This window comes from Verrucomicrobiia bacterium, from assembly GCA_035460805.1.
GTDB lineage: Bacteria > Patescibacteriota > UBA1384 > CAILIB01 > CAILIB01 > DATHWI01.
The window spans coordinates 1-25,735 of sequence record DATHWI010000104.1 but is presented as its reverse complement, the minus strand read 5'-3'; the positions used below and the strand labels follow the sequence as shown (position 1 = coordinate 25,735).

Annotated in this window: 27 protein-coding genes and 1 tRNA gene; 7 read left to right on the top strand and 21 right to left on the bottom strand. The window is 53.0% G+C overall.

Going from position 1 to position 25,735, the window contains the following annotated elements; translation table 11 throughout:
* On the top strand, positions 1-2,534 hold a 2,534-nt coding region (locus VLA04_04260; protein HSI20880.1), incomplete at its 5' end, for an efflux RND transporter permease subunit.
* Positions 2,535-2,591: 57 nt separating this feature from the next.
* Here the strand turns inward: VLA04_04260 and VLA04_04255 are convergent.
* Entirely contained in the window at positions 2,592-2,945 is a 354-nt protein-coding gene (locus tag VLA04_04255; protein ID HSI20879.1) for a hypothetical protein, read from the bottom strand.
* A gap of 306 nt (positions 2,946-3,251) precedes the next feature.
* Here VLA04_04255 and VLA04_04250 point away from each other — a divergent pair, with 306 nt between their 5' ends.
* Positions 3,252-4,448 carry an MFS transporter gene (locus VLA04_04250; protein HSI20878.1) on the top strand — a complete coding sequence of 399 codons (1,197 nt, stop codon included), beginning with the start codon at positions 3,252-3,254 and terminating at the stop codon, positions 4,446-4,448.
* Between the two features lie 80 nt (positions 4,449-4,528).
* On the opposite strand, the gene VLA04_04245 is transcribed toward VLA04_04250, so the two are convergent.
* Complete coding sequence (locus VLA04_04245; protein ID HSI20877.1) at positions 4,529-5,695, bottom strand: WD40 repeat domain-containing protein; 1,167 nt, start codon at positions 5,693-5,695, stop codon at positions 4,529-4,531.
* A gap of 127 nt (positions 5,696-5,822) precedes the next feature.
* On the bottom strand, positions 5,823-6,332 hold the full coding sequence (locus VLA04_04240; protein HSI20876.1) for a VOC family protein: 510 nt from the start codon (positions 6,330-6,332) through the stop codon (positions 5,823-5,825).
* Positions 6,333-6,452: 120 nt separating this feature from the next.
* Between VLA04_04240 and VLA04_04235 the strand changes: the two genes are divergently transcribed.
* A complete protein-coding gene (locus tag VLA04_04235; GenBank protein HSI20875.1) occupies positions 6,453-7,157 on the top strand; it encodes a hypothetical protein in 705 nt (234 codons plus the stop codon).
* Between the two features lie 85 nt (positions 7,158-7,242).
* Here the strand turns inward: VLA04_04235 and VLA04_04230 are convergent, their stop codons facing one another.
* The 3 genes from VLA04_04230 to VLA04_04220 form a co-directional block, all read right to left on the bottom strand.
* Positions 7,243-7,512, bottom strand: a complete 270-nt coding sequence (locus VLA04_04230) for a hypothetical protein (GenBank protein HSI20874.1) — start codon at positions 7,510-7,512, stop codon at positions 7,243-7,245.
* Entirely contained in the window at positions 7,512-8,336 is an 825-nt protein-coding gene (locus VLA04_04225) for an HIT family protein (protein ID HSI20873.1), read from the bottom strand. The genes VLA04_04230 and VLA04_04225 overlap by 1 nt, the downstream gene beginning before the upstream one ends.
* 164 nt (positions 8,337-8,500) lie before the next feature.
* A complete protein-coding gene (locus VLA04_04220) occupies positions 8,501-8,965 on the bottom strand; it encodes a hypothetical protein (GenBank protein HSI20872.1) in 465 nt (154 codons plus the stop codon).
* 131 nt (positions 8,966-9,096) lie between these two features.
* On the opposite strand from VLA04_04220, the gene VLA04_04215 reads away from it, so the two are divergent.
* Positions 9,097-9,696 (top strand): hypothetical protein, encoded by a 600-nt coding sequence (locus tag VLA04_04215; GenBank protein ID HSI20871.1) that lies wholly within the window; start codon positions 9,097-9,099, stop codon positions 9,694-9,696.
* A 55-nt stretch (positions 9,697-9,751) separates the two neighbouring features.
* Here the strand turns inward: VLA04_04215 and VLA04_04210 are convergent, their stop codons facing one another.
* The 3 genes from VLA04_04210 to VLA04_04200 form a co-directional block, all read right to left on the bottom strand.
* Positions 9,752-10,345 (bottom strand): hypothetical protein, encoded by a 594-nt coding sequence (locus tag VLA04_04210; GenBank protein ID HSI20870.1) that lies wholly within the window; start codon positions 10,343-10,345, stop codon positions 9,752-9,754.
* 200 nt (positions 10,346-10,545) lie between these two features.
* Positions 10,546-11,124, bottom strand: a complete 579-nt coding sequence (locus VLA04_04205) for a hypothetical protein (protein HSI20869.1) — start codon at positions 11,122-11,124, stop codon at positions 10,546-10,548.
* 56 nt (positions 11,125-11,180) lie between these two features.
* The gene (locus tag VLA04_04200) at positions 11,181-11,606 is read right to left on the bottom strand and encodes a hypothetical protein (protein ID HSI20868.1); all 426 of its coding nucleotides are present in this window, start codon (positions 11,604-11,606) and stop codon (positions 11,181-11,183) included.
* Positions 11,607-11,746: 140 nt separating this feature from the next.
* On the opposite strand from VLA04_04200, the gene VLA04_04195 reads away from it, so the two are divergent.
* Both VLA04_04195 and VLA04_04190 read left to right on the top strand, forming a co-directional pair.
* Positions 11,747-12,796: a hypothetical protein gene (locus VLA04_04195; GenBank protein ID HSI20867.1), complete on the top strand. Its 1,050-nt coding sequence runs from the start codon at positions 11,747-11,749 to the stop codon at positions 12,794-12,796.
* Positions 12,797-12,915: 119 nt separating this feature from the next.
* Positions 12,916-13,074, top strand: a complete 159-nt coding sequence (locus tag VLA04_04190; protein HSI20866.1) for a hypothetical protein — start codon at positions 12,916-12,918, stop codon at positions 13,072-13,074.
* 166 nt (positions 13,075-13,240) lie between these two features.
* Here the strand turns inward: VLA04_04190 and VLA04_04185 are convergent.
* The 8 genes from VLA04_04185 to ruvB form a co-directional block, all read right to left on the bottom strand.
* Positions 13,241-13,317, bottom strand: a tRNA-Asp gene (locus VLA04_04185).
* Positions 13,318-13,490: 173 nt separating this feature from the next.
* On the bottom strand, positions 13,491-14,474 hold the full coding sequence (locus VLA04_04180) for a peptidylprolyl isomerase (GenBank protein ID HSI20865.1): 984 nt from the start codon (positions 14,472-14,474) through the stop codon (positions 13,491-13,493).
* A complete protein-coding gene (locus VLA04_04175) occupies positions 14,452-15,006 on the bottom strand; it encodes a hypothetical protein (GenBank protein HSI20864.1) in 555 nt (184 codons plus the stop codon). Before VLA04_04175 ends, VLA04_04180 begins: the two co-directional genes overlap by 23 nt.
* A 6-nt stretch (positions 15,007-15,012) precedes the next feature.
* Entirely contained in the window at positions 15,013-16,566 is a 1,554-nt protein-coding gene (locus VLA04_04170) for an LCP family protein (protein ID HSI20863.1), read from the bottom strand.
* A gap of 41 nt (positions 16,567-16,607) precedes the next feature.
* Positions 16,608-17,699 (bottom strand): tRNA preQ1(34) S-adenosylmethionine ribosyltransferase-isomerase QueA, encoded by a 1,092-nt coding sequence (gene queA, locus VLA04_04165; GenBank protein ID HSI20862.1) that lies wholly within the window; start codon positions 17,697-17,699, stop codon positions 16,608-16,610.
* A complete protein-coding gene (locus tag VLA04_04160) occupies positions 17,668-18,336 on the bottom strand; it encodes a hypothetical protein (GenBank protein ID HSI20861.1) in 669 nt (222 codons plus the stop codon). The genes queA and VLA04_04160 overlap by 32 nt, the downstream gene beginning before the upstream one ends.
* A 3-nt stretch (positions 18,337-18,339) precedes the next feature.
* The gene (locus VLA04_04155; GenBank protein ID HSI20860.1) at positions 18,340-18,579 is read right to left on the bottom strand and encodes a hypothetical protein; all 240 of its coding nucleotides are present in this window, start codon (positions 18,577-18,579) and stop codon (positions 18,340-18,342) included.
* 9 nt (positions 18,580-18,588) lie between these two features.
* Complete coding sequence (gene ruvB, locus VLA04_04150; protein HSI20859.1) at positions 18,589-19,587, bottom strand: Holliday junction branch migration DNA helicase RuvB; 999 nt, start codon at positions 19,585-19,587, stop codon at positions 18,589-18,591.
* Positions 19,588-19,883: 296 nt separating this feature from the next.
* Between ruvB and VLA04_04145 the strand changes: the two genes are divergently transcribed.
* The gene (locus VLA04_04145; GenBank protein HSI20858.1) at positions 19,884-22,148 is read left to right on the top strand and encodes a fibronectin type III domain-containing protein; all 2,265 of its coding nucleotides are present in this window, start codon (positions 19,884-19,886) and stop codon (positions 22,146-22,148) included.
* A gap of 50 nt (positions 22,149-22,198) precedes the next feature.
* On the opposite strand, the gene VLA04_04140 is transcribed toward VLA04_04145, so the two are convergent.
* The 4 genes from VLA04_04140 to VLA04_04125 all read right to left on the bottom strand — a co-directional run bounded on the left by VLA04_04140 (position 22,199) and on the right by VLA04_04125 (position 25,679).
* Positions 22,199-22,816, bottom strand: coding sequence for a YdcF family protein (locus VLA04_04140; protein ID HSI20857.1), 618 nt, complete (start codon positions 22,814-22,816; stop codon positions 22,199-22,201).
* Between the two features lie 83 nt (positions 22,817-22,899).
* Complete coding sequence (locus VLA04_04135) at positions 22,900-23,889, bottom strand: hypothetical protein (GenBank protein ID HSI20856.1); 990 nt, start codon at positions 23,887-23,889, stop codon at positions 22,900-22,902.
* A gap of 370 nt (positions 23,890-24,259) precedes the next feature.
* Entirely contained in the window at positions 24,260-25,015 is a 756-nt protein-coding gene (locus VLA04_04130; GenBank protein HSI20855.1) for a hypothetical protein, read from the bottom strand.
* A gap of 19 nt (positions 25,016-25,034) precedes the next feature.
* Positions 25,035-25,679 (bottom strand): YfbU family protein, encoded by a 645-nt coding sequence (locus VLA04_04125; protein HSI20854.1) that lies wholly within the window; start codon positions 25,677-25,679, stop codon positions 25,035-25,037.
* Positions 25,680-25,735: the final 56 nt, after the last annotated feature.

Genomic DNA, 25,735 nt, shown 5'->3' with positions numbered 1-25,735 from the left:
TTGATCTTTCAGATCGGAAAGCGAGTGTAGTGACATCTGCCCCGCTCACTTCACTTGAAGACATCAATGCCCTTGTCATTGGTGTGGATACTACTGGTGCAGCTCCTCGTCCAGTAACCATTGGCCAGGTGGCCAAGGTTTCCTTGATGAATGAGAATGAAGCACTCCTTGACCGCTATGTTGCAAGGGAAGAGGCAGAAAGTGCACCAGTGAGTGAGCCTGCGCTTTTTTACCAGTTGGTATATGCGGATGATGCCGATGTGGTAAAAAGCAGTGAACTAGTCGCAAAGCGCATCGAGCTCATTCGTGGCGAGCCGGAGCTGGCAGGTACTTCTCTCCATACGGTGTATAACATTGCAGATGATATTAAGGAGCAGACCCAAGAAATTCTAGATGGTTCCTTTGGGGCTCCAATTGGAGACAGTGCTTTTGGCAAGCTGGGATATCTCCTAGGGGCTATTTGGTTGATCTTCCTTTCCATGCTCTTGTTTGTGAGCTGGCGGGCGTCGGTCATCTCCGTCCTGGCCATTCCGTTGTCTATCCTCTTTACCCTCCTCGTGCTCAAGGTGCAGGGCGTTTCCCTGAATACGCTGACACTGTTTTCCATTGTGTTGGTGCTTGCACTTATCGTGGACCCGGCAATTGTGCTTCTCGAGGCAATCCAGCGGGAACTCGATCTGGGGCGAAGGGGACGCAATGCAGTTATTGCTGCCATGAACACCATCGGTGTTGGTGCGTTTATTGCGGTTATTTGTAACACCATCGTATTTGTACCTTTTGGAGTAGTGAGCGGGATATTTGGTGAAATCATTCGTTTCATTCCTATTACCGTAATCCCGGCACTCCTTGCCTCCTACTTTGTCCCACTTATTTTCCTCACCTACCTGGCCCGTGTAATGCTTAAGCCGGCGCGTAAGCGGGTTGATGATGAGGAGATTGCCAACCTTTGGAAGGTGAGCCAGTGGTTTGTGCGTACTAATCGCAAGATTCTCCACACGCGCTGGATGCAGGTAACCATTATTGCACTTGCCGTTATTGTTCCCCTGTTTGTTGCGGGCGCTATGTTCGCCACAGGAAAGGTGGTGCCTGTGCAGTTCTCCAGTACGTCTGACGGTTTGAGTTACCAGGTTGATATTGAGTATCCTGCCAACTTGGTTACCGAACGCAAGCAGGAGCTGGTTAGTAGGGTGGGCGATGTGCTTAAGGATGAAGAGTCTACAAAGACATTTTTCACCGCAATGCAGAGCGACAACATGACAACTTTCTACGTCATGTTGTTTGAGCGCAGTGAGCGGAACGAAGACAGTTCCGATATCGCGAAGCGTATCAATGAAGAAGTGGCCAGCATTGCCACTCCGGAACAAAGAATTTTCGTGTCCGCCAAAAGCATTGGCATTGGTGGCCCACAGGCTGATCCTGTTTCAGTGAATATGTACGGTGATGATTTGGAGACGCTTCGCGCTGCTGCCATTAAGACTGGCGATATCCTACGGGAGCAGGGCGTTGTGACTCGCGTTACAGACGGCTTTACAGGGGAGGATAATCCGCAGATTGCGGTGAGCATTGACCGCGCAAAGCTAGCTCAAACTGGGCTTCCAGCAATTGTAGTAGCACAAACATTGGGCGGCTACTTGGGCGAGGCGTCTGTCACCAATTACGAACAAACCGTTTCAGGCGCTACGCGGCAAGTTTCTGTAGTGCTGGTTAACGCATCAGCCCCTCAAAAGGTCGATGATCTTAAGGGCTTGGTAATTGGAAGAACGGCAAGTGGTCAGGCTATTCATGTGAGCGACGTGGCCGTGGTGAGTGAGACCCAAGGGTTCACCGGTATTAAGCGTTTGAACGGTCAGCGGTATGTGACTATTTCTGCGCAGGTGAAGGATCCGCTTAAGGATGCAATGGCACCTCAGCAGGCGGTAAAAGACTTTTGGACTGCCGACAAATTGAAGGAATTTGGGTTGAGGGCAGACGCTTTGGATAACCGTGGTTCTGGTGATGAGTTCCTTAAATCCTTTAGCGACCTCTTCAAGGCTTTGGGCGTGGCCTGCTTCCTGCTCTATGTTGTCCTCGTGCTCTTCTTCAAGAGTTTTGCCCAACCGTTCATCATCCTCTTTGCGGTCCCACTTTCATTTGTGGGCGTATTTCCTGGATTGGCTTTGGCCGGTGGCCAGTTTGGCTTCCTAGAGATTCTCGGGATTATTACCCTTACGGGAATTGTGGTAAACGTTGGTATCTTCCTCATAGACTTGGCTAACCAGCGCAGGGAAGAGGGTATGGATTATAAGGAGGCAATTGCACAGGCATCCGGGATCCGCTTCCGCCCTATTTTCTTGACTAAGGTTGTGGCGCTGGGTGGTATGTTGCCACTCATTGTCCTGAGTCCGTTCTGGCGCTCCTTGGCCACTGTAGTACTGGCTGGTGTGCTTGTAAGTGGGGTACTGTCACTCTTTACCACCCCAATCCTCTACAGCTGGTTTATTTCTGGCGGTGATCGGATTAGTAGGGGTTGGGCACGCAGGTTCCATAAAAAGTAGGCATTCTAGTACACAAAAGCAAAGCGCCCCTTGGTTAGGGGCGCTTGGTGTTTCTGGTTACTGCTCCATGTCGGGTTGGCGATCGGTGAGGTCCTTGAACTTCACCGAGAAGCTGTCCTCACCGTCACTCCAGCGAACCTGGAGGATGTTGTTTGACCGACCCTCCTTGTGCGGCTCATTGATGGCGTAGATGACGCCGAGCGTCCCTTTGGCGGGGAGGTAGCCGATTCGCCCGGCACTTTCCACGGTTTCACCCACTTCGTAGACCCGGCCAGTTGGTCCGTTCTGCACGGCCACAATCTGACCGTTTTCTTTGCAGTGCATGATGTAGGATCCACCTGGGTCTTGGCGCGCGATGGTGCGGCTCCAACGGGCGGAAAAAAGCGGGGGAAGTTGTGTTTCAGTAGGCATTTTTGTTTTTCTCCTTCAAACTATTGCGCGGATCATACCATATGTAACCTGTTTTGTCAATCTGATAACCCCCTAACCCCTTGCCCGTCCTAGCAAATCCTGATATGCTTCGGAAACCATGAAATACACTCATTGGCTCACATCTATGCAGATCGATAACGTCGCGTTTAAGCGCGGTTATCTTTCTCATGGTCGCGTGTTTAGCCAAGGTGGTTTTCGTTCTCTTAGGTAAGGTATACCTCTAAGTTTCCAGAAAAACGTCTCGGCTAGATACGCCGGGACGTTTTTTGTTCACGTATCTAGAGTTTGTTGCTTGAGGGAACCTTGAAAAACCTATGGTCCAGTCCGACAATTCGTTGTTATTTGATCATTTCCCTGATCTACCGGTTGGGGATTTCGATCTTAGCCGCCATGTACGTAACCTTTCTCCTGGAGAGGGGGTTAAACCTCCTTCAGGCGAATATGGTGAACTTTGTGTTCTTTACCACGCTCCTCATCTTTGAGGTGCCCACCGGCACCATTGCCGATGTGGTAGGAAGGAAGAAATCCATTGTGATTGCCTCCCTTTCCGTTGCCGCTGGCATGTATGCGTACGGCTTTTGCAGTACGTTTGCCGGCTTTGCCATCTCCGAGGCGCTCATTGCCCTGGGGGGTACACTCTTTAGCGGGGCGTTTGGAGCCTGGCTCCATGACCGCCTTGAGGAAGAGGGGAGGCTGCCGGAGTTGCGTCAAGTAATGTCCATTGCCAGTATGGCGGGGCAGATGATGCTCATGGCGGCATCTGTTCTAGGTGCGGTAACGTTCCAAATCCATCCGGTCATCCCGTTCTTTATAGGTGGCATTGCCATGACTGGCTGTGCAATCTATGCCTTTGTGGCCATGAAAGACGGGCACTACAAGGCGCGCAGCCTTGCGCGTTCTTGCACCATGCTTAGGCTTGGTGTCCGGTACGCCTGGCGCCATCCTGCCATTCGCTCGCTAATCTGGCTTGGTATCATCCAAACAGCCGGCCTGCAGGCGGTGAATATGCAGTGGCAGCCCTTCTTTGGGCCGCATCTGCCAAGCAAGGCGTGGTTGGGTGGGATTGTGGTGGTGATAGCTGTCAGCCTCTTTATAGGGGCGTGGATAGCGCGTAACCAGCACATTAACCGCTCCGAGCTGCTTATTGTTTGGTCACAGGGCGTGATTAGTCTGGGAGTGCTCGTGGCTGGCGTTGCTGGCTCCGTAGTGGTTGCCGGCATTGCCTTTGTGGTCCACGAGATTGCTCGCGGGTTCTATGAGCCGGTGAAGCAAAGCTTCCTCCACACCTGTATCCACTCACGCCGCAAGCGCGCGACTATTTTGTCCTGCGAGGCGCTGAGTAGAGATTTAGGTGGGATGATAGGCCTCCCGGTAAGTGGGGCAATTGCCCTGCATGGGTCCATTTCACTCGCCTGGGTTATATCAAGCGTCGTCTTGATCTGTGGCACCATTGTAGTGCGAGGGCGGCTTGCATGCCCTTAGCACTTTCTCAAAAGCTCACCTTTATGGTGAGCTTTTTTCTATATGAAAAAGACGGCCCTTTCGGTACCGTCTTTCGTGATCTACTCTGGCAATTGCCAGATGCGAACGAGGTTGCTGTTAGCTGTCGCCGTTGCGACAAACCGACAGTCTTCCGAGAACGCACAGTAGTTGATGCGGGCGCCCAGGAAGTCGATAACTGTCTTCTTCCCGGTTCTTGTGTCCATCTTGCAGATGACCGCCTGGCCACCCTCTGGTGCCACGTAACTCATCCAGACCGTTTTGCCGTCTGGAGAGTAACGCAGGTCTTCAGGCCATTCTCCCTTGAAGGGAAATTGCCGTTTTACCTTGCCGTCAAGGGTATAGAGCGTGAGGAAGCCTTGCCTTGAATCGGTGACCTTATGGCCTTTGACTGTGGTGGTCTGCTGGTTGGTGAGTACGGCCACCTCTGTCCCTTCCGGGTTAATGGCTGCCTCATCCACGTTATGGGTGGTGAAGCTGCGCCACTCAGGAAAGTGAATGCTAGTCCGTTCGTTTGCGTAAGGCCGGGACCAGAGCTGCCGGATTGGCTTAAGTGTCTTGGGGTCCACCGTCATGACTACCTCTATGGCGTCGTCAGTATGGTGATTGTTCATGTAAGAGCTGGACCACTCTTTTGAATGGTCCCTATCCACGTAGTACGTGCCTGCAATGACCAGGACTTTGCCGTCTGGGGTATAAGCCGCCGAACGGACGTACGTATTTGTGGTTGCCACCTTAGTGAAGGTGACTGGGTTTGACCCTACTGCATACTGGCTCCTCCCCATGAGGACGAGTGACCCGTCTGGGGAAAACGTAGCCGGAAGGTCTTTCTCGGCCGTTGCACGCTCCGCACGTATCTTGGTGAGCGTTCTCCCGTTCCACGTCTCAAGGACGTGATAGGGAAAAGTGTTGGGATTCATTCCAGTAAAGATGCTTTCCCCGTCCGTCATGTAGAACGTGCGCGATGGGTTTGCAGTAACGTCGCTCACACACTGAGCGCGGGTGATCCAGCGCTGTGAGAGTTCCCACTGCGAAGGCGTCTCCATGATGGAGTACGTCCGCACCTCGCCCGATTCGTCGCCTACGGCAAAGCCGTTGGCGGGAAGGGTATTGATGGTGCTGATGTGGCCAAAATGCTCAAACCGCGAAAGCAGCTTGGCTGCTTGCTGTTGGGCAAAGGTGGTCGTGGCGAGAACGGCGAAAGCCAATATCGTTAAAACTCTAATCATTCATTCCCTCTGAAACCAGATTGTCGATGTACATTGAAGTGGGCGAATCGTATCAGATTTAGGCCCTTTTGTCAATGTGCTAGGAGTAATAAAAAGCCCCACCGTGCAGGTGGGGCATGAGGTGTCACTAGAGCTTTCCCGTTTCCCGTTGGATCCGGACTACGTCCAAGATGTGCTTTTCGTGGAATTTGACCCCGATGTCGTCAATCTTGAGCGCCAAGCAGGGGTTTACCTCTTTTCCGAGATCCTTTTGGTCAAAATCAACCATGAAGTAATCTTCTTTGAATTCCTTCAGGCTGGGAACCAGGAACTCTGCATGCTCAAACCCCTCTTTGTAGGGTTTTGATTCCAGCGGGGCCGGAAGCTCCAGGGCGGTTATCTCGTACAGCCCGTGGGTAAGGGGATTGCTGAGGCGAAAGATGGAAATTGGCCTTCCGTTTATCTCTGACTCATCTACCAAGATATCCGTGGCAGATAGCTGTGCCTTGAGCTGACTGTACCGCGAGAGGGTTTCTACCCGGTAACAGAGGTGGTCGATGGCGAGCAAGTCTGTGCCAGCCAGGCCAATAGTGGAAAAGTGGTGGGCGATACGGTCAATGAGGGGGTTGTGGTCCCCTAGCAAAGGGTGAAGGTACATGGTCAGAGATTGAAGCATCTAGGGCAATCCGTCAATGCGCTCTAGGATTGACATTTACCAGGTTACATGCTAGGATAACGCATCTTGTTCCCGGTCTCTCCGGGGCAACGGTGAATTGACATGCGGTTAGGAATCATTGCACAAGGCAGAAAAGGACTCGTTCTTCGTGGTACTGGTGAGATCAAGCTTTCCGCACCGGAAAGACGCTCAATCACCAAGTATCCACAGCTCTCCAGTAACTCGCCAATCCTGGTGAGTATCCAGGAAAAGGCATACGACACCCTGCCTGAAGTTAAAAGATCAGGCATCGTGTTCTACCACGTTGCGCCCCTTACCGATGAGGTGGACGCCGACGCCAGGAAAGCCCTGCTTAAAGAGGTGATCCTTGAAGGTAGCCAAGCGGAAGTCAAAATGCTTCTTCCGGAAGAGCTCCGAAACCGTTGCCTTAGGAAAGGCGTAACGGTGCTCACGGCGCTTCTCTGGGCAACTACCAAGCTTACGGATGAGGAAATCATTTCCTTCCTCGACCGGCCTGTCCCGCTAATCCGCGATGAGGGCCGGCAGAACCCCGCGCGCTTCACTCGTAACCAGGCGCAGCAGCAGGAGCTTCTCCGGAAGCATCCTCTCTATGTTTGGTGGCATGCGCAGCCCGGAAAGTTCCAAAGGGAATTTGTTTCCAAGACAGGCATCCTTACCATGGGTGACTTGCGCTCGGACGATCCACTCAGGTTCTTCGGCTGCTTGCTCACTCTTACCCACACCGAAAGGGCGTGGGAATGGATGCGGACAAGCCTGGGAAGCCAGGGTGCGGTGGGCGTTAGGTGACATGATTCGTGTTCGGCCCCTCTCGATCGAGAGGGGCTTTTTTAATACAAAAAAGAAGCGAGACTAGTTGTCTCGCTTCGTAGTTTTAACTCATCATGACCGTGTACCAGCCAACTTGCTTTTTGCAGGTTGGGCAGACCACGGCAATGCCGGCAGAGCCGGATAAGATGGCTATCTCGTAGATCCATACCGCTTCAAGGGTGTGACCTTCGGAGCCCTCCTCGGCCTGGTGCTTTTCGGTGTACTCCGCAATGAGCTTCTCGGTTACTTTCCCGTAAGAAGGGAGGATGGAGCTCATCTGCTCGCTGTCGGGGTTCTCAAGTGCCTTTTGGATTCTCTCCCAGGGAAAGTGCATTAGTTTTTACCCCCGTATAGTGCCGGAATACTGTCATCCACTACCCGGATATGGGTCCTGTGGTGCTTGCCTCGCCTAATGGTGTTGATGAGCCTGAGGCGGCCCGCGTACTGGATTCCCCCAGATATGGAAGTGTCGCCAAACCTTTTGGCTACTTTGGCCCGAAGGTCAGCGGAAGAGAACTTCTCACCTGGCTCCACATCCCTAATTAGGGTGAGGAGAGTTTTGGCTGTGGCGCTCGCCTGGCTTCCGTATGATGTCCACTTGGTTACCGGCTCGGAATCGTTGAACAGCTCCAAGCCGTACAGGTCGTTTTCTTCCCCGCAGACAGAAAGCCAGAGGAAATCAGTGTCAGGAGCGCCTTGGAGGGCGGCCCGCATTTTCTCTGCAAACGGCAACCGGTCTTCCGCTGTGGTGGGCTGCTTGTTTCCCATGTCGGCATGCAGATTGTCGTCTTTATACCGGGGGAACAAGTGCAGGTGGTAGTGAAAGGCATGCTGCCCAGAGGCCGGCCCATTGTTCTGCAGGGTCATAACGCCCTCGCAGCCGTAAGCTTCCTTCATGGCGATAGCCATTTTTTGGGAAACCTCGTAAATGCGGTCGCCGTAGCCTGGGGGCATGTCGAAAAGGTTTTCGAAGTGCTGCTTGGGCACTATCACCAGGTGTCCGGGGCATTTGCCAATAAAGAACGAGGTGATGAAGGCCATGACTAGCTCATCTTGGTAAACGATGTCGCTTTGGCGGATGAGCGTAGATTCGTCTTCAACACCTGCAACTCCTTTGCAGATAGGGCAGACATACCCTGTGGGTGCGAAATTATGCATGTCCACCTCCGTGGAGCGGGTCGGGGCGGGGATAAGCCGCAAATGTAAAGATGCAAAGTCATCAGAAAGACTTGGCCGACTATAGCGTATGAGGCTACTCAGGTCAATGAGGGGATACGAAAACCCCGCCATACCAGGTGGTAGGCGGGGGTGTGGTTGGAGCGCTAGGCGGGACTTGTCGTGCGCAGGACTTTTTTCCCGGCAATGAGATAGTGAACGGCGATTACGACATCGTGCTCGTCCATCTCCACGACTCCGAATAGTTCTGCAGCCTTTTCACCAGCTTCTTCAGGGGTTCTTGCGTTGGCGATGCTGAGAATATATTTGGGGATGGCGTCAAAGCCCAAAGCCTCGATCTCCCGGATCGAGTATGCGGTGACTGCTACCTCGCAAAGAGGGAGCGACGACACATTGTTGATCTGGTCAAGGATGGGTGCGCATCCTACGCGCAGGCTCACCCTAAAGGTTTCCGGGGAAGCCTGATACAGGTGGATAGCCCCTTCAAGCGTCTCCTGTCCAACCATGCGGAGCAGGAGGGGAGAGGTAAGGGCTACGAGGCAGGTGGCTGCCGCAATAGCGATAGGAGTTTGCGTCCTTGTAAGAGGTTCAAGGCCTGAAAGTGCGTTCACGGGCGGGATACTACCATAAAACGGCCAAAATGTCAACGAGCAACGGGTGCTTTGTTGATATCAATCCTCTCCCGTTATAGTCTGGTAAGGACAACGAAATAAGTGCGGGGTATAAACTCAGGGAACGACACATGTTATTCGAGAGGAAGCGGCCTCAGGTTGAGACGGTAAGCCAGCCGGCTGAGGAATTACCTGTGTCCAAGGGCTCTTCTCAGGTTGATGGTGCTGTTGGTGAGAACCCGGGCTTTCCGGAAGGGTATAGCCCAGTAAAGGAAGTGACAAACCTTCTGGAGCGAACACCAGAAGTCTTAAAAGACAAGCACGAGCAGACCTATACCTGGTTGGAGGTTAAAGAGACGGATTCTTCCTACATGAAGGCCTTGAAGTGGAAGAACAACCCAGACAACTACAAAAACGGCCGCATTAAGGAGACTGCGGGAGTGCTCCGCTATTACCCGGACGTGGAACTTCACGATTGTCCGCACCTTACCCGTGAGGAACGGGACAGGCTTCGTTGGGAATCTCAGGTCAGCAAGGGAATGGAGAAGTTTCACCGTGCTAAAGAGGCACTCGACAGTGTGGAGACAAAGATTAGGTTGAAGCAGGAAAACCCTAGGATTGTGCAGGATGAGCCGTATATCGAAGCGCACCGCAGGGAGTGTGAGGCCAGGCTTGGCATGATGGAGCGCACTATGCGCAAGATCCTTGAGCAAGAGCCGGGTGTGAAATAGGGGTGGAAATGAAAAACCCACACTCGATTGAGTGTGGGTCAGGTGACTGAAGTTGTTAGGAGGTGGCCCTTTGCTGCGGCTCATCTTCGAGCTCTCTAAGGGCAACTGCACGCTCCTGGAAGTAGGCCTGCATCTGCTCCGCAACTGGCCGCTCATCCAGTTGGAGGCCGCCCGAGGCAAGGAAAGGGGTGCCGACTTGGCTAGCTTCCACGAAAGCGGCTTTCCACATTTTCACCAGGTGTCTCCTGGTTTCTTTTTTGTTGGAAAAACCCTCCACTACGCCACGGTGACGCTTTTCCAGTCCCTCCATGAGGAGGGCGTAAGCCTCCGTGTGCTCCACGATGGGGATGTACTTTTTGTGCAGGGTCCGGCGTCTTTGCCAGTTCTGGACGAACTCTTTGTTGTCCATGACCAGGCAATAGACAAAGGCGATGATGGCGTACACCCAGAATGGGAAATCTTCTACCTTTACGCTGAATAAGCCTAACAGTAGCGAAGTGCCCATCCAGGCAATGCAAGCTCCAATGAAAAGGTTGATTCCTGAGGAGAACCAGTCCCCGTCCCAGAATGGCACATTAAAGCCGGATTTGGGGCCGAAAAGAATGTCGAAGTCGGTTTCCAACTCGCTTGGCCGAAATTTCCTAGGCATATTTCCTCCTGTCAACGAACACTTGGCGAAGTATCGCAAAAAAATGCTGGCAAATCAAGGCGCTAGGGATGATTGAGGTGGTATAGTCCGTTCGGCTGTGGGGACCCGGTGCTTTTTACTGGCGTCCTTAGTAATAAAAACCCCGCCATACCAGGTGGTAGGCGGGGGTGTAGTGGATGCGATAGGTACTATTTGTCACCTTACTCGCCGTCTGCTTTCTCCTTCAGGCGGGTGAGTTCCAGCAGCCAGAGTGCCTCACGGGCATTTGGGTGAAGGCCTGTGAAAGCGCACTGGTATCCGTAGTCATACAGCCTGCGCCGAATTTCATGGGCAGCATTCGCAGCCCTGCTGGAGCTGTAGTTTTCATCGGCGGACTCTTCAAGTGCACTTCCGGCCAGTGCTTCAGCAGAGAGGGAGGGGTCGGCAAAGTCCTTACTTGAAGCAGACCATGCAGCCTCCATCATCTCAATGCTTGGGAGGGGCTCCGCTTGTTCCGACATGTAGAGCGTGAAGAGGAGGGGTAGGGCTTCGCGGATAGCCGCCCTAGGCAATTGCTCATCGTGAGCCGTAAGGAGTGGCGCCATGCCTCCACCATGTCTGAAGAGCAGGATGTAGCGCAAAGCGGCCTTGGTGGACCCTAGTTCTTCCAGGAGGAACCCTGCTAGCAAATCGCCAGTAGTTAGGCCTCCGGGCTCGTCAATCAGGTCATGCTTGTTCCCGGCGTGGAATGCCCGCCAATCAGCAATCAAGGTTTGTTGTGTAGGTGCGTCTTTGGTCAATCTTTTACCTCGCGGCCACAATAGCAGGATTGCTTAAGGGTAAAAAGCTTTGACGGTTATTGTTTTGACCGTGCAGCTTCGCTCTTCAAAGATTCCACCGCTTCGTGCAAGTCCTTAATGGCCGAGTGCAGGTCTCTCAGGGTCCGTTCACTCCTTTGTGTGGTGCGCTTGTACTTGGCGCCGCTTTCCTCAATATCGTCACCCACGTCGTCCAGCGCTTCTTCAACTTCGTCTATGGACTCTTCCACGTCTTCCAGGCGGGCAGACTGTTGGACTACAGAGCGTTGGATGAACAGCGCCAGGTAAATGGCCTCCAGCGAAACGGCAGTGGTCAGGAAAAGGAGGATGCTATCCAGGGGGATATTAAAAATCCAGTGTACAAGAAACGAGAATATAAAAACGAACGTATGGATAACCAGGGAGGCAGTTGAGCCTACCCAGTGGGTAATGCGGTCGGTGAGGTGGTGAGAGTGGTTTTCCATATCGTGAGGCTCACTCTAGGGTAGATCAGGGATGCAGGTCTTGTCGACCTTATGAAGTTCTAGGCTACGGAAATCCACTTAGGGAAGCAACTCCCTTAGTCATTTACATACTACCTTTCTTTTGCTAGAGTTTCTCGGTTATGACGTTTGATATTTTAGGCGATATAAAGTCTCCCAACCGCCAAAGTTGGGACCGTATTCCTATCGAAGTCGAGAAGCAGGGTACACACTCCACGTCGGTCCCCGACGGGTTGTCTGCCGCGCTCATTAGCACTCTCGCCACCAACAGCATGGAGATTGTCCTTCACCAGGATGACTTGCCTGCCTTTGAAACCTTGATCCGGGTTGTTAACTGGTCGGGCAAAGAGCAGTTGCCCTGGAAACTCCAGATGCACTCCGTGCATATCCGCGGGTCATCCCACTACTTGAAGGGGTCTGTCCGTGCGTATGAGGTCACTGACTACAATACACTGGACCTTATCATCCAGCCGGCTGATGCCAGCACCCGAAGGCGTTGCCAGCTCAGTTTGCCGGCAAGTATTAAGTTGAGTGAACGGGCGGCCTGCCTCAGGATGCTCAAGAACTTGCTTCGCCCAGAGAATGCGATACCTGTAGGGACTCAGCCGCAAGCTGAGAAATGCAGGGATGAATTCCTGGATGCCCGCCCTACGGAAGTTGTTACCCCTAAAAAGCGGACGCCTATGGCGAAAGTGGCAGAGTTGGGGAACAGCATCCTGCGCTCCAAGAAGCGTAAGGTGGAGGTGGCAACTGCCATTGGCGACTATCGGAGGGCGTTGTCCTTTGAAGAACTGCGCACCATCCTCAAGGATTTCTGGCGAAAGCATGCCCCCGCGGACATCGCGGAGCCAGCGCCGCTCACCGTGAACTGGCTGGTCTCTACGGTCTGTCTCGTCTCGAGCATTGCTTTTGAAAAGCCCAACGGCCTTTATGAGCTGGGTGAATATGGGCAACTGCTCTATGCCGAGGTACTCGAAGAGCGGGAAAGGGTTTCCGCAAGCCGGAGGGCCGAGCGGAAGCGGGAGATTGGCAGGGAGCTTCAGCGCCTGGAGGAGAAGATTGGCCAGCTTAAGCTGGACCTTTCCCTTGCAGAAGAGGCGAAGGCAACTTTGGAGAAGGAGCAGGCAACTCTTGCTTCGTTCGATACGGAGGTAGCGCAGGTTACTTTGTAGGTTCTGGCCGCCGGGTTACTCCCGGCGGTTTTTTATTAAAGGGGGATGTGCGAGCCTCTTTTGAGGCGGTCATAATTCTATATGTTGCACATATAGTCTTCCTTCCTTACAAAGAGTGTATGGATACTATGCACAGGCTGGATCAAATTGAAGACCTTATGCTCCTTCTCCTGGCGAGATTTGATGAGCTCTCTGATGAGATGTGGGACGGCAGGGAGGAACTCAAGAATACACAAGGAGTTATTCGGCGTGCAGGTGAGATTTTTGTGCAGGCTTAATGGAGTTTACGGGCCAACGGGACGATGCTCGTCAAGTCTGGCTTTGCCAGATTTTGACTTCGCTAACTTCCTTGGTCCGGCAAGCGTACCAAGGAAGTCGAACCCTGGGTTTCTCACCCCGGAGGCACAACAAAATAAAAATACCCCCGAAGGGGTATTTTTATTTTGGCGGGGCCGACGGGACTCGAACCCGCGACCTCCTCCGTGACAGGGAGGCGCTCTAACCAACTGAGCTACGGCCCCGAGTGAAGAGCTGCCGACCGTGCTTGCACGGGGAGGCAGAATCCGAGTGAGGGGACGATCTGCGAAGCAGATACGGCCCCCGAGTATATCTTGGACTGGTCAGACTACTCTAAAGGGGTTGGCCGCCAAGCATTTTCATGCCCAGTTAATCTACCTGATAATCAGGTTTCCGTCTAGTATTTGGCCTTCACAAACAACCGCACGCTGTTTTCAGATTTCAGTTTCTCCAAAAGTTGCGGTGCATTCATATCAACCGTGCCTTCACGGGACTCGACCAGAAGGATGTGCCAGCCGTATTTACTCCGTACAGGGGTAGAAATTTCCCCCACTGGAATACTGAAGGCTGCCTTCTCAAAATCCTCAGAAAAAACGGGGGAGACATCGCCGCGGGCAGTTGTTCCCAGCTCGCCACCCTTGTCTTTGGAGGCAATGTCTTCCGAGTACTCTTTGGCAATGGCACCAAATTGGTCGACGGAAGCAATCTTGCTTTTGATATCCAGCGCTTTGGCGCGGGCGGTATCGACAGTGGCCTGGTTGGCGTCCTCAGGGACGGCTACAAGGATATGGCGGACGGTAACGTGGGTGAGCAGCTGCTTCTTAACGGCCGCTTCCACCAGTGATTCTTTTACCCAGAGCCTGAACTGGGCCAAGGAGGCCTGGTCCCCGTAGTTCTGCTGGAGGTACTTGGCCAGTTTGTCTTTGCCGCCAACCTGTTCGTAAATTTCGTTGAGCTTTTGGTCAACATCACCATCGGTAATGAGGATGTTGCTCTTTTCCAGCTCCTTGGCGTACAGGCTACGGGAAACCAGCTGGTCAATGACAAACTGTCGCGTTTCCTCAACTGAGTTGGGCAGGCTGTGAGTGTTGGCGTAGGTCTGCCGTGCGGCTACTTCGGTGCGGTAGCGGCTCAGGGGAATGACCGTTCCTTCAATACTCATGGCAGGGTACGGGAAGATGCTCTCAGCGATACGCGTAACCCAGTTCTCTGTGCCACGGTAAACGGGGATGGCCATAAGCCCACCTACTACTACGTAGAGAGCAAAGAGGGAAACTGCCCACTTGAGAGTACGGGCAACCCAGTCCCTGGTTGAGGGAGTGAGTGTTTGGTACAGCCGGCGGGCGCGGGTGGTTAGGCTATGAAAGAGTGAATGACGCACGGATGATGAGGGCAATTAGCAAAATCAGCGTAAGTATAGCAAAGAAGATCGCCGTTCTCCACTGTTCAGATGCCGGACGGTGGAGAAGCTCCTCTATGGCGAGTACGGGCACCACTGAAATGGCGGCTTGAATTACGGGGGTGCCTGAAATAAGGGAGCTGAGGAGTACGGCCTGCGCAAAGACAATGGCCACCAAGAGGTGGATACGGGAAGGCTTTTTGTTGGATATCTTATAGGGAACGGTGAGGAGGGTGGCTACGCCCCCTGCGATAAGGGCGCCGGTTGCAACGACCGGGCTTATGACAAGGTTCATAAGCCCAAGGCCGGAAAGGGCAAGAAGAAGGAAGAGCCAGGGGTGGAGGTATTGGCTGACGGCACGCCGATGGGCATCAAAGGCAATGGCAACAGTCAAAATGACAATGCCTACCCGGCTTATCCAATCAGGGGTGAAATAACAGGCACTGATGGAAAAGACGACCACCAAAAGCGTAGCGCCCCAAGTTCGGAGGTACCAGCTTTTGAGAAAATCCATGGGTGGTTAGAGATCCAGTGAAGGAGCCGGAGTAGTGGTCGGGGTGGCCGTAGGGGTAGCAGTTGCCTTAGCGCTTGGCTTAGGGGTGCTGGTGGCCTTGGGCACGGAAGCGGCGGTGCTGCTTGGGACGTAGATAATCTCAAAGTCGGAAGCAGGTGAAGAGCTGACCTTGCCCTTCTCCACTGATGTCTTGGTGATGCTTGCCAAATAGTTGCGGCTGACCGGCTTGCTGTCTGGGTTCTTGGCTACCACCTTCATCTTGCTTACCTTCTCATTGGTGGTGCCAATGGTAACGGTGTACCCATAGTCCTTAAGGAGCTGGGCATACGCATCGAGCTGCTTTTGACTGGCCTTGCCGCTGTTGTAGAGCGTTACACTTGGGCCTTCTTTGGTAATAAGCGGGTCTGGGTTGTTTTTGCGATGCCACTGGTGCACGCCTTCGTACCGGTCATAACCAAGGAGAGGATAAGAAATGTAGCCCGGGCCTGGTGAGACGGTGGCTGAGGTAAGGAGGCCAAGGGAGGCGCTGGTATCAAGGACAAACCCCCCGGACTTGTCAGAAGGGATCTGCTTGTAGATATCAAGCAGCTTGCGGATGTCATCGGTTTGCAGGTCGGTCTTGAAGTGGGTGCCAAGCGCATCGCGCAGGTTGGCTGTTTTGACAGGGTTGGCCAGGACACCAAGTGAAAGGGCCTTTTCTTTGATGGCGGCAATCACCAGTTGCTGGCGGGCGGAGCGGTCAAAGTCACTGGTTGTCTCACGGGAGCGGGAGTACTTAAGCGCGGTCTTGCCATCCATTTTCTGCTTGCCTGCCGCAACGCTGAACGGGCTGTAGTGCACCATGTCCTCGGCCGGGTAGAGCGGGTCGTTCAGGGCCTTTGGCACGTTCACTTCAATGCCACCTAGGGCATCGACAATTTGCTGGATACCAGTGAAGTCGATAACTGCGTAGTTGGAAACTTTGGTGCCAAGTACGGTGCCTACCGCCTCCTTGAGGGCGAGGGCGCCGCTTCCCTTTTTCTTTTGTTCGCCATACGTATATACGGCGTTGATCTTTGTACGCCCCATTCCCGTTACGTTGACGTACAAGTCGCGGGGGATAGAGGTAAACGTATTGGTTTTGTTGATGGTATCGATAGAGAGGACCTGGATGGAGTCCGTCAGGTTGCCGCCGGGATGGTTTTCGCCACCCATACCCACAATGACCATGTTAAAGCGGCCGTCACCCGGGTTCACAAACTTGCTGGCGTCTATGCCCTTTTTGCTGTCGGGGTTATAGCCCAGTATTTCGGAGCTTGCGCCTTCGTGGTCAGTAATAATGTTGGCCGTGAGGGCGTTGTACTGGGAGTACCCATAAAAGAAACCGCCCATGATGAGGGCGAGAAAACCTACGCCAAAGGCGCGTTTCCACCGAAGTTTCTTTTTCGGTTTCTGAGGTACTGGATTGACCGGCGTGCCCACGCTCGGAATTTGGGGCTGGGCGAACATAACCGGACGAGGCGTCTCACCACGAGAGCTGTAAGGGGACTGTGGCGTATCGACGGGTTGTGGATTAATCATGCTTGATTACTATACCGTGGGAACCTGCTTCTCACAATCGGTTAAAGGACCAACATTGCATCGCCGTATGAGAAAAACCGGTACTGGTCTGCAATCGCAGTTTTATATATGCGTTGGATCTCCGCGATGCACTCGCTTGGGGTGAGAAGTGGCTTGCCTGACGCGGGGTCAGCCCCGATGAGTGAAGCCACTAAAAGGAGGAGTGAAGACTTGGGGAGATGGAAGTTGGTGAGGAGCAGGTTGGTTGCCTGGAAGGTGTAGCCCGGATAGATAAAAAGGTTAGTGTTGGTGCTCCCTGGGGTGATTAACCCATTTGATGCATGGCTCTCCAAGGTGCGGCAAGAGGTGGTGCCCACAGCAAGTATTGCGTGTCCCTGCTGCCTTGCTTTGGTTATACGGCTCGCAGCCTCTTCGGTAACAAATGTCCGTTCGTGGTGGAGGGAGTTGGCGGCGATATTCTCCTCTCGCAGCGGTTGGAAGGTGCCCATGCCAACGTGGAGGACTACCTCTTCCCATTCGTTGCCCTGCTGCTTTAGGTTTTCGATTAGCTCGGACGTGAAGTGCAGCCCGGCGGTAGGGGCGGCAGCGGAACCTAGGTCATCGGCAAAGACTGTCTGGTAGCGTTTATCCGGCGCCTTAGATTCGGTGATATAGGGAGGGAGCGGGGTGCTGCCATGCTTCTCCAAGAGAAGTTCCGTAATATCGCTTTCTTGGTGGAAGTCTAAGATGTACGTGGTAAAGGCAGCTTCTTCGTGTGGCCGCACTACGGTTGCCGTGCCGCCATTGGGGAGGGTAAACGTCTCTCCCTTCTTTATTTTCTTCCCGCGTACCATGCATTCGTATTGGCCCTTACTAATAGGTGAGAGGACTAACAGCTCGACGGTTCGCCCATCGGTGCGGGTGGCAAAGAGCCGGCTTTTCCGTACTTTGCTTTTGTTGGCTACCAGGAGGGTGTGAGGGGGAAGCAGTGAGGGGAGGTCGCGGACATGGTGGTGGGTAATGGAGCGGTCCTTGCGGTTGTACACCAAAAGCCGAGCTGCATCCCTGGGCTCGACTGGGTTTTGCGCTATCAGCGCCTCGGGCAGCTCAAACGTGAGGTCGCTAAGTAACATGCCGGTAATTGCGACGGGCATCCTCAGGAAGCATGGCTTCCATAATAACCAGGTCGTTCGGTGCGGTGATGAGTTTGCCTTCCAATACACCAATGACCTTCACTTCAGGGAAGCGCTTTACATCAACTGTACCTTCTTTGGCTTGGTCGGAGAGGTCAGAGATAATGGTAGCTATCTGGCTAGGGAAGCGGACGTTGTGAACTACAAAGTTTTCCCGTGCTCCGGCGGTCTGAATGGTGATGGTTCCGTAGTCTAGGAAAGTTTGGAAAAAACCTTTGCGGTCAAAGCTGACATCTTCCACATCCCGCAAGTTCAGTTCGGAAATCTTCCGGTAGAAAAGCTGCTCTTGGTCGATATCTACCAGGCGGCGGTCAGTGACGATGAGGATGTCGAAGTAAAAATCCAGGACGGCTACGAGAAAGACGATAAGTCCCAGTAGTTGGAATACGCCCAAGCCCAAAATGATCGCGTTGGCCGTGTAGGCTCCCATGGACGCGGATTGTACAGAAGCGTAGAACTGCCCCAGTGCCGTAAGGGAGAAAATGAACAAAAAGATAAGTATGGTTGGCAGGAAGGCAAACCAAAAAGCCCGGGCAAATACAAACACAGCCTCATCACGTTCCTGACTGGGAAATGAATGGAGAAAGTCGTGCTGCATGGCTTAGGAAAACGGGTCTATGATGCCCGTATTATTGTTGCGTTGTGTCCCGGAGCTGAGTGCACCAGGGGTGACCAGGAAGAGGGTGGTACTCATGACCAAAATGAACGCAACCACAAAGAGACTCATAAGGAGTGCTGTCTTATCTCCCTTGAAACGGTAGCGCCAGAAGTTGGTGATAACGAGTGCGCTAAAAACCATTAGGATGAACACCAGGAGGAAATAGATAATCAGCAGATTCATACCCGCAGTTTAGCTTATTGGAAGCGGTAATCCCAGATGGGTGCGTGCAGCGTCAGTAATTACCCTGCCGCGCGGGCTGCGCTCCAGGAAACCAATCCGCAGAAGGTAGGGTTCGATGATGTCTTCAAGCGTTTCCCGTTCTTCGCCGCACGCTGCTGCCAAGGTCTCTAGGCCAACCGGCCCGCCGCGGAACTGCTTATCAATAAGGTTGAGGACATCACGGTCGATGCGGTCTAGGCCCAGCTTATCAATCTCCAGTTGGTCCAAGGCGGCAGTGGCTACGGTCTCATCAACCTGGTTAAGGTGATGCACGGCGGCAAAGTCCCTGACACGCCGGAGGAGGCGGTTGGCCACACGTGGCGTACGCCTTGACCGCTCGGCAATCTGGGCCAGTCCTTTGGGGGTCACATTCAGGCCTAGGAGCTGCATGCTCCGGCTTAAAATACTTACCAGTTCATCGGTACTATAGTAGTCGAGACGATGGATGTGCCCGAAGCGTTCTCGGAGTGGGCGGGAGAGTGTGCCGGCACGAGTGGTGGCGCCTACTAGCGTAAAGGAGGGTAGGTCTATCCGGACGCTTCTCGCACTTGGGCCCTTGCCTAGCATGATGTCGATACAGCGGTCTTCCATGGCTGGATAGAGGATCTCTTCCACGGTGCGCTGCATACGGTGGATTTCATCGATAAAAAGGATGTCACCTTCTTGAAGGTTGGTGAGGAGTGCTGCAATGTCACCGGCTTTGGTAATGGCGGGACCAGAAGTGGTGCGGACCTGGGTACCCATTTCTTTCCCAATAATAAAAGCGAGCGATGTTTTACCAAGGCCTGGGGGGCCGTAGAGCAAGACGTGGTCAATAGGTGTGTTGCGCTGCTTTGCTGCCGTGATGGCTATGCGCAGGCTCTCCTTGATCAGTTCTTGGCCCACATAGGCGCTGAGAGAGTCGGGGCGGAGGGATTGCTCAACGGTTTCTTCGCCGCTGAGGACCTCTTGGTCGAGCAATGATTCCATGCGGCCAGTCTATCACATGCTGCCACCGGGCACACTCTGTGATGAAAACATGATTTTTCAGCCTCACGACTCGCTAACAGCCGTATCCCATCTACGTAATAATATTAGTATGAAAAAGTATGAAATATGATGAAAAGTTTGCATAGCAAGTCTGAGTAAGTGAAAATATGGGACATAGCTTGCAGGTGCAAGTTTGACGAATGGACCTATGTGAGGCGCCATCCTCTGCATGGGGAGTCAACGGCAGTAGCAAAGCGAGGGACTCTGTTTGAAATAATCTGTTAATACGACTACCTATGTCACTCACGCGTCTTGCGCGTGCTGTTGTGTCGTACGGGGTAGGCGCTACTTTGGCCCTTCAAGGCCTTGGCGTGCTTGTTCCATCTGTTACGCATGCAGCATCGCCAGAGCTCCGTATTAGCGAAATCAACTGGGCCGGTTCGTCTTCATCGGCGGCCGACGAGTGGATTGAGCTAGTAAACACGAGCTTGCTTCCGATTGTATTCACCGATGCCACACCATACAAATTGGTAGTTGGTACCGCACCTGCTGAGGTTACTTATGACCTAGACTCCACCTACGGCACACTGTTGCCAGGGCAGTACCTAGTCATTCACCGTTTGCCCTTGTCTACTTCCACCCTTCGTGGTTCCGGTACTGCCGAACACCACTTCGTTGGAACATTGGACCTTCCTAATGCCGCAACCGAATATAAGGTCTATGCCGATGATGGCACCATGACCGATATGGTAGGTGACGCTGGTACTGGTACGCCGTTCAAGGGAACCGCTGCTACAGCAACTACCCAGGTGGCAAGCATGAGTCGCATTGACCTTGCAGGTTCTGGCTCTAACCCAGCCAACTGGTTTACTGCTCATACTATCGGCCGTGGCTTTGATGCCAACACGCTTCAGTACGGTACGCCATACTACGTGAACGCCGAGGTTGATGCGCCAACTGCTGTCATTACCCCTGCGGGCAGTGTTACGTTGCCAGCCCTTCCTCAGGTGTCTGGAACCGCTTCTGCTCCAGCCGTGCGTGTTGAGGTGACCTTTACGCGGGTTAGCCATGACCCAAGCCCAACACCGTTTTCTCGCCAGTACCTTGCCCCTGTCGTTGCTCCTGATTACAACTACACCGTAACTGCGGGTCCAGACCTGCAGCCAGGTCGGTACATCGTAGAAGTTCAGGCAGTTGACGCGAGCAACAACCGTTCTGCGGTTACCCGTGTGCCAAATACTGCAGGTGGCACTGAGTATGAGTACGAAGTGCTCCCAAGTGTCTCAACTGTCCCTACCCCTGTTTTGAATGCGCTGCCTGCTGTAACCAATCAGCCAAGCGTAGTTGTTAGCGGGACATTGGATACTGCAACTTCCTACCACTCCCTAGAAGTGCTCCGCAACAATGTGTACTACGGTACCTTTGCCGTAAGCGGTTCCACTTTTAGCTTCCCAGTGATTCTTCTGCCAAACCAGACGAATGTAGTGAAAGTAGTGGGTGTGACTACCAATGGTGACTTCTCGGTTCCTGCCTCCGCAACCATTGTTCACGATTCAGTTGCCCCTAATAAGGTTGACCTCACTAAGGTTGTTTTGACTGCCAATAACCCAGGTTCCGATGATTCTTTCATTGGTAACCCAGGTGCAGCGGAGCCTGAGACCACACTCTTTGTCTATGCAGACAGCGCCCAGACTCAGCTCATCGGTATGGTTATGGTTGGTACCGACGGTTCATTCCCACGGGTAAACCTAGGTGACAACAAGTACGAGAACGTTTACCTGGTTCTCCAGGATGCTGCAGGCAACCGCAGTGCTGCCGCCGTACTCATGAACCCGGTAACCTTTACTCCTCCTGCAGGAACACTTAACCCGCAGGTAGAGAGCGTCCAGACAACCCAGGCTACAATTACCTGGACCCCTGTTCCTGGCGTAACCAAGTACCGTGTCGTATACCGGACTGCCAACGGGACATTTGGTGCCCCGATGGATGTATGTGGTTCCACAGGGAACACCAACTGCGTATTCCGCACGACTATCAACAACCTCTTTACCGATACGAACTACGTATTCGCTATTGCGGCTGTTGACCAGTACGGAAACGTGAGCCCGTACAGCGAAGTGACTTTCAAGACCAAGGCTGCAGAGATTGTGGGTGGCGTAGGCGGTGTGCCAGCATCTTCAACTGGCCAGACCGTAGCCTCTACCACTTCCCGCAGTACTGACCGTGTTGTGACAAGCCGCGGACCGGTTGCTTCCAAGGCTACTCCTGCACCAACAGCCTCCCCAAGCCCTAGCCCATCCGCATCCCCTGAGGCTGGTGACGTAAAGAGCGAGTCCACAACTTCCCGTAATTGGACCCCATGGATTGTACTTGGCGCCCTTGTAGCACTTGCCGTGCTTGCAACCGCTGGCTACTTCTACTGGTTCGGTGGTTCTGCCGGTGAAGCTGCGCTTGCCTCTGTGATGGCTGAACGTGCCCGTCGTGAGGAGGAAGAAACCAAGGCTAATAAGTCTGGTGCTTCCAAATCCAAGAAGACTGGCAGTAAAGACCGTCGTTGGTAAGTAGGTGAAAGACTGTGCGAAAGAAAAACCCCGCTCAAAAGGCGGGGTTTTTAGTTTAGGGAGGAGCGGAGAATACTTTCCGCTTCCAATACTTGGGGCGGGATATCCGCGGGAACAGTGAACCCTTGGGCAGGATAGTCGTGAAGCCGTTCCAGCTCCGCAAGGATCCGTTCCTCAAAAGAGTACTTTGAGATGATGGGACGGTCGCTTGCTGCGAAATTTACACGGATGGGGATGGTGCGGATGTCTGGGGCTTGTTTGGCAAAAGTGAGCTGTACCCTTCGGAGGTGAAAGGGGATTGAGACAAATAGGAGGGTTTTGGGTTGTATACCCTTTTCCTGCAAAAGATGGAGGGCGTTCTGTACGTTCTCCCCCGTATTGGAGGCGTGCGGCTCCATGAGTATTTTTTCCTTAGGGACCCCAAGTTTCATGGCGATATCGGCAAACCATTCTGCCTCCGACGGCGCCGGGACCAAGTGCTCTGTAAGAGTGCTTTTACCGCCAGTGCACACTAAGAGCGGGGCAAGGCCATCCAGCACTAATTGAGCTGCCTTTTGAGCCACGGGTGCGTGGTAATTGCCAAAGGCAATGACCGCGTCTGCGGGCAACGGGTCCTCAGCAGGTGAAAGGTAGGAGAGAAGGAGGTGGAGCGCCTCTTGGGTGTTCATATAGGTAGAGTACGCCACAGGAAGAAGTAATTCTAGGAATAAAAAATGCCGGACAGATAGTTCTGTCCGGCACGGGTGCCGTATTAGGGCTGGAGACGTGGGTTGTAGCCCAGCTCCTTTTTGAGTTCCGCCGCAAGAGCATTTTCGAGCTCTGCGTAGGGAATGTCGTAGGCCGATAGCCCATCGGATTCGATGGTTTCCGACGGGATGAAGTCCGTGGTACCTGCGCGACCCGCGCTGGTGAGCGGAGCCATTTTGCCTCCGCTTGAGGCGAGTTGCATCCCCAGGATGTACTTGCCAGGAGGCAGCTTCCCAACTGATTCTAGGTGCATGTACCGCTCCCAAGGGTGGGCAGCATTCCAGACCGTCTCGTACAGCTCATTCATCAGGATCCTCCTGACAACAAAGGCTGCGGTCCTCTGAACTTCCTCCAGACTGTGTTGACCGTCACCCTTGGTGACCAAGGTGGCAACCAGTTGAGGGACTCGCTCGTTTATTCGCCAGTAGGCGTTAAGCTCCGCGAGGGTGATCTTGTCGAAGGGCAGCGTCTCGCTGTTAACGAGAGACCGGTAGTCATTCGGTCCGTATTGGGGAACATCCGCCAGGGCCTTTTGGTCTTCACCGTTAGGCACTTCCTGTTGGACAACTGCACGTCCTTCAACCTGCTTTATGGCCTCCTCAAACGTAGGGCCAAAGAGAACAAGCTCGCCGTTCTTGTTTCGCAGTGCGAAGTTGGCTCCTTCGCAGGTGAGGGAAAGGTCGGGTTTGCCCGAATTGTTCCAGGCGACGGTGGTAGAGAGGCCTTCGATGGCGCTCTTCCCGGCTTCAGTTGCGGCGCATGGCGGGGAGACCCAGAGGCTCTTCTCCTTGAATGCATCTGAGAAGGTCAGCTCCGCCGGCGCGGCAGCTTCCACAGTGGTTGTGGGAGTGTCGACAAACTCGGTCTCGGCAGGTGGCGTCTCAACGACGGGGGCCTGCGTAACCATTGAGTTCTTTGGAGTAGTGGTGTCAGAAGAGCCGCAGCCTCCAAGGAGGAGTGCGGGAATGACGAAAAGTACTAGGCTGAGTCGCATATTTTCAGTGTCCTCCCCGGTTGGGGCATTTGCTGGACAACTATTCCATAAAACCCCTAAAAAGTCAATGAGGTTAGACCTGTTTTTGCAAAAACCAATCGAAAACAAAAAAGCCTGCATTTTTGAATAAATGCAGGCTTATCTTGGAGCACCCAACCTTTGATCTTTGGAACCAGTTACTTCTGGATTTACACGATTTCCGAAGAGAATTTGATGAGCAAGAGAGTGATTTTCGTGAGTGAGAGCTTGTGCGTATTCTTACGTTAGGAAGGATTCTCCTCATCGGAAATTGTCAGCATGTAAGAGTTAATAAGAATGGGTGCGAGTTCCTCGAGGGCCGATTCTTCTTCCGGTGATGGAGCGGGTCGGTTCATATAAGTGGAGATGGTCCGATGGTTGTTGCTGTGTAGGGTGATTTACCTGCACCCTTAGATGCTGTGCTGGAGAGGTCGTTATGCCCTCGAGCTATTAGTGCTTGTTCAAGTTGGGTGAGGGTGAACTTGTAATGACTAGACCCTGCCGACCTTGGGCGAGTTAGATATGGAAAGTTGAGCCCAGAGCATAGGATGTTGCTGGATAAAATCGCTGACTCTATGTCTAGAAAGAGAAGGCCTGCATGGAGGTATATCCAGCCATGTCCGCTTTCAACTCTGTATCCTAGGTATTTCTTTCGATCGATTTTGGTAGGAATTTGAGATAGTGAAGATCCTAACTCCGCACCACCGGCGAGAGAGAAGGCGAAGCTCTTCTTCTGAGGGAGGGTCACGATAATCTGCTCATATTGGTGCGCTTGTCCGTTGCGTATCACATCGAAGATGCTCCAGATCAAGTGCCACTCATGGTCTCTAGGAGGATTCAACTCGCGATCTATTTCCTTACCAGGAGCTGGAAGGCGAGTAAAGTATCGTGAGTCTATTTTATTTAGTTCACCTAAGAATCTGTCCCTGGCATTTGTATCAGTAGAGCATAGTCGCATTATCCACTCCAGCAGAATCATTGCCTGGAGCGCGAACATAAAGTTGCCCCTGTTCGTTGCTTTATCATCTTTTGAAAGTGCATCCCACGCGCTTCGGAAATCTCCGGTAATATGCGCGAAAGTAGTTTGTGGGTCACTTTGTGTGGCCATAGGAACTCCTTAAGTCCGCTTACTGATTTGATGGATGCCGTCGTGCATCAAGGACGACTTCAATTTGTTCTCGAGACAGCGAATTTGCTTCGAAGCCCAGACTCGGTAGCATTGCTTCCCACTTTTCAAGCATGCGCGTGTATATATGCACCATTGAGGCGTGAGAGTTACGACAAGGATTCATCCCGCGAACATAAGCCCATTGCCGCCGCTTATCCAGGAAGTGGGTGTAACCCAAATACTCGTGCTCGTTATTGCCGTCGAATCCTTCAAAGGTGACTCGCTTCAAAAGTTCGGAATCTCCAATCTTATCTGCGGATGCCTGAAGAAAACTGTGCATATCTAAAACGCGGCGCACAAAGTCAGTGACTGACTCTGACACTTCGTCGCGTCGTATATCTTGAAAGCCCGTCTTGTAAGATATGGTGTATCCATCCTGTAAAGCTTCAACTGTGTCCGAGCTGTCTTGCTTAGTTACAGCTTCGTGGATCTGAAGAATGCGAGTTAATAGTGCTCGGTCCCAAAACGGTAAATGCTGTCCGGATTTCAATTGATTACGGAGGGCATCTCTTACATAGTCACTTACAGTTGCATGGCTACGCTCCGCCGCATACCGGGTCTCCATCTCGAGTTGGTCGGGGAGGGTAATAGTAATTTGGCCCATAGATGATCGTTATTTGTACACTGTAAAACAGTGTAACACTGTATGTCAGTGTTTGG